Annotated in this window: 3 protein-coding genes; 1 reads left to right on the top strand and 2 read right to left on the bottom strand. The window is 58.7% G+C overall.

Annotated features, from left to right (window positions below; translation table 11 throughout):
* Both VN887_09855 and VN887_09850 read right to left on the bottom strand, forming a co-directional pair.
* The coding region (locus tag VN887_09855; GenBank protein ID HXT40315.1) for an alpha/beta hydrolase fold domain-containing protein at positions 1-1899 on the bottom strand (1899 nt) is incomplete at its 3' end.
* Between the two features lie 80 nt (positions 1900-1979).
* Positions 1980-3218: an LL-diaminopimelate aminotransferase gene (locus tag VN887_09850; protein ID HXT40314.1), complete on the bottom strand. Its 1239-nt coding sequence runs from the start codon at positions 3216-3218 to the stop codon at positions 1980-1982.
* A gap of 235 nt (positions 3219-3453) precedes the next feature.
* On the opposite strand from VN887_09850, the gene VN887_09845 reads away from it, so the two are divergent.
* Positions 3454-3750, top strand: a 297-nt coding sequence (locus VN887_09845) for a type II secretion system protein (protein HXT40313.1), incomplete at its 3' end; no start/stop codon positions are given.

The raw sequence follows: 3750 nt of genomic DNA, 5'->3' as shown, positions 1-3750 counted from the left end.
GATGGAGATCATTTCTGAAATGTGGCTTTCGCGTGGAACGAAAAGCAAATCCGTCGCAATGCCGGCCTTCTGCAGCGCTGCGTGAAATAGCCTGGCCTGGAAAGGCAGGGTCGGATAATCCCACTGACAGTAGGAAACCAGGAACGGCGGAGCCGGGCTTTTGACGTGGAACAGGGGTGAAGCGTCGCGCCGGACTTTCCTGTCTTTGCCGAACACCGAGGCCTGGCCTTCGCTTTCTGCGAGGTCGTAAACGCCACTGAGCGCAATCGTGCCGCGAATATTTTTCACAGAGAGTCCGCTCGCCTTCAGATAGCGTTCATCAAGCGCCAGCAGGGCGGCAAGGTGTCCGCCGGCGGAATGTCCGCCCACGTAAATGCGGTTCGTGTCTCCGCCGTATTCGCTGACATGTCGGACCATCCACGCGAAGGCGGCCGCGACGTCCTCGATCTGCGCCGGGTGTGGGTGCTTTGGCGCGAGGCGATAACTCGGGATCACGGTCAAGATGCCTTCCTTCGCGAAACGGTTGCCCAGCGGGAGATATTGTGAACGGTCGCCCGATTTCCAGGCGCCGCCGTGAATGAAAAAGAAGACGGGCGCGGACTTTTTGTCTTTCGGTAGATACAAATCGAGTTTGTGCTTGTTGGCATCGGAGGGGTCGCCGCCGGCGTAGTCAATGTCCGCCCTGACTTCCACGTTCGCCGCAATTTCGCGTGAAGGAAGGCGCAGGTCGGCCAGCGACGGCGCCCTGAGGTAGATCGGGTTGGAGTAGATCCAGGGTCGCTCCTCGCCATCCATGGTCAGCCAGGCCTCCAGACGATATGCGCCGGGCTGTTTGGCAGTGAAGGTCAGGTTGGTGCCGACGGCTTCGAAGACTTTTTCTCCATTGTGAATCAGCTTCAACCTGGCGGGCAACGGGGTGAGGCCCACGATCCGCGTGGTGCCCGCCATCAACGCGGGGTCGCCCATGGGAAAGACGCCCAGATTGTTGACCGCGCCGAACGCGAAGCCGGTGGGATCGCAAAGCCAGTCGTGCGACACGTAAGCATGGCCGTCGCGCAGCGCCCGCCGGACCTCCGGCTCCGTCAGCTCGCGCGCCAGGATGTGCGTGGTGAGATTGCGAAAGCTCACTTCATACGGATCGAATGTGGTTCCCAGGAAGATCTGGTTCTGGTGCGCGTCGTTCGCGCCGATGCCGGTGAACGGGTGCTTCTCCAGTTCCCGGTCCCATTTGGCGAAGATTTCCGGATGATAATCCGTGCCCGAGCCGAAGAATTCATCAGGGAACGTCTGAAAATTACTCACGAGCATTTTCCATTCAACGGGGTTCGTCACGGCTCCCAGCAGATAGTTCTGCAAACTCTTGTCGAGTTTGGCATCGGTGTGGCGGTTGCTGATTTCCATCCCTGCGAAACCGTCACTGGACGCATCGTAACGCTCCTCGATGTGCGAGAGAAAACGAAGTTCGTCGTTGGTGGACTGGGTTTGATCCGTGCCAAAATGCGGAAACCGCAGCAAACCCGCGCCGCCGTTTTCTTCTCCGGCGATGAACAAAACCCCGTCGCGCATTCCGCGCCAGGTCTCCGGTTTCGGTCCGCCGTGGTCGGTGAACATCACGATGCGGACGCCGGCTTTTTTTGCGGCGTCGAGCACCTGCGGGCGCGTGCCCTTGGTATGGGGCGCGTCCTCGGCATGAACATGAATGACCGCGCGGAAATCTTCGTAAACTCCGAAATCGGGCGTTGGTCGGCGCTCGCGCGCGAATTCCAGCCGGGCCTCGTGAACGGCCTGGAGGTGCCCCCGTTCCAATCGTTCAGTTGCACCCGGCTGTGGTGGCGCTGGTTCCGCCGCCATCGCAGACAACCAAACGCAGAGGGAGGCGATGATTGCTTTTGATTTCACGCGCCGCGAAGCAGCCGCAACCGCGCCGGTTGAATTTCGCCACCACGTGGCTGCGGCTCGTTCATTGGATGGTGAAAGCTTTACCATTTCAATGCCTGCAGGCGGCGTGCGACTTCTTCGGCGTTGGCACGACTGTTGAATGCCGAAATCCGGAAATACCCTTCGCCCTTTGAGCCGAAACCGCTGCCGGGTGTGATGACGACGTTCGCTTCGTTCAGTATTTTGTCGAAGGCCTGCCAGCTGGTGACGCCTTTCGGCGTGCGCACCCAGATATAAGGCGCATTCACACCGCCGAACACCTTGAGACCGGCCTTCCTCGCGCCTTCGCGAAGCACCTTTGCATTGCCGAGATAATGCTCAATGAGCGCGCGCACCTGCGTTTTCCCCTCCGCCGAGTAAAGGGCCTCTGCTCCCCGCTGGACGATGTACGACACGCCGTTGAACTTCGTCGTCATCCGGCGCAGCCAGAGCGAATGCAGCGGTTTAAACTCGCCCGATTTGGTCTGCGCGTTGAGAGATTTCGGAACGACCGTGAATGCGCAGCGCGTCCCGGTAAAGCCGCCGTTCTTCGAGAAACTGCGGAACTCTATGGCGCAGTCGCGCGCTCCTGGAATTTCGTAAATCGAGTGAGGCAGCGCCGGATCGGTGATGTACGCCTCATAGGCCGCATCGAACAGGATGATGGCTTTTTGTTCCAACGCATACTTTACCCAGGCTTCAAGCTGTCCACGCGTTGCGGCCGCGCCGGTCGGATTGTTGGGGGAGCACAGATAAATCACGTCCACGTGCTTCTTCGGCGGGTCAGGAATAAAGCCGCTGCTTGGACGGCACGGAAGATAAACCAGCTTCGCGTAAGCGCCGGCTTCGTTCGAATCGCCGGTGTGGCCCGCCATTACGTTGGTGTCCACATAGACCGGGTAAACCGGATCGCTGATGGCGATTTTGTTTTTCGCGCCGAGAATGTCGAGGATGTTACCGCAGTCGCACTTCGACCCGTCGCTGACAAAAATCTCGTCGTCGGCCACGTCGATGCCTCGGTCACGAAAATCGTTTTTGGCGATGGCCGACCGCAGCCATTCGTAACCTTGCTCGGGACCATAGCCATGAAATGTTTCGCGGTTGCCCATTTCGTCCACCGCCTGGTGCATCACGGTGATGACCGCCGGAGGCAGGGGCTCGGTGACGTCGCCGATGCCGCAACGGATGAGACGATTTGCCGCTTCCGGATTCGCCTCGCAGAAGGCCTTTACGCGGCGGCCGATTTCGGGAAACAAATAACCCGCTTTCAGTTTAAGGTAATGATCGTTCAGGTAAGCCATTTGAATCGTCAGTGGTTTGATGTCAGTTGTTCGGTGCTTCCTGCCGTGCGGAAATCAAGGCGTGGACGGTAGCGGAAACCACTGGATGATGCAAGGCCACCCCAGCGGATACTATTATGCGCACGGATTCCTCATGTCTCCGTAACGGCCCAGCGGCCAAGTTGCTCGTATCCGGCACGGCTGCTGCTTAACGTGACCTGCGGGCGTGCGATGAAAGTCGCACGCCAGTCTTACGATGATAAAGCCAGCGACAACAAAGGCCGGACACCGGCGGGTAAATCACCGTTGTTTCCCCCGGGGCTTTACCTTGATTGAATTGCTCGTCGTTATCGCAGTGATTGGGATACTGGCGGGCTTGCTCCTGCCGGCGCTGTCGAAAGCAAAAGCTCAGGCTCAGACGATCCAATGCCTGAATAACATGAAGCAACTTGAGCTTGCGTGGCACTTGTATGCGGATGATCACGAAGATCGGATTACGCCAAACTACCCGGGTCAGGATGCGGGCAAATACACCGGCATGGCGAGTTGGGTG

This window comes from Candidatus Angelobacter sp. (assembly GCA_035607015.1).
GTDB lineage: Bacteria > Verrucomicrobiota > Verrucomicrobiia > Limisphaerales > AV2 > AV2.
Note: the sequence above shows the minus strand (reverse complement) of the source record. Positions and strands in the feature narration are given on the sequence as shown.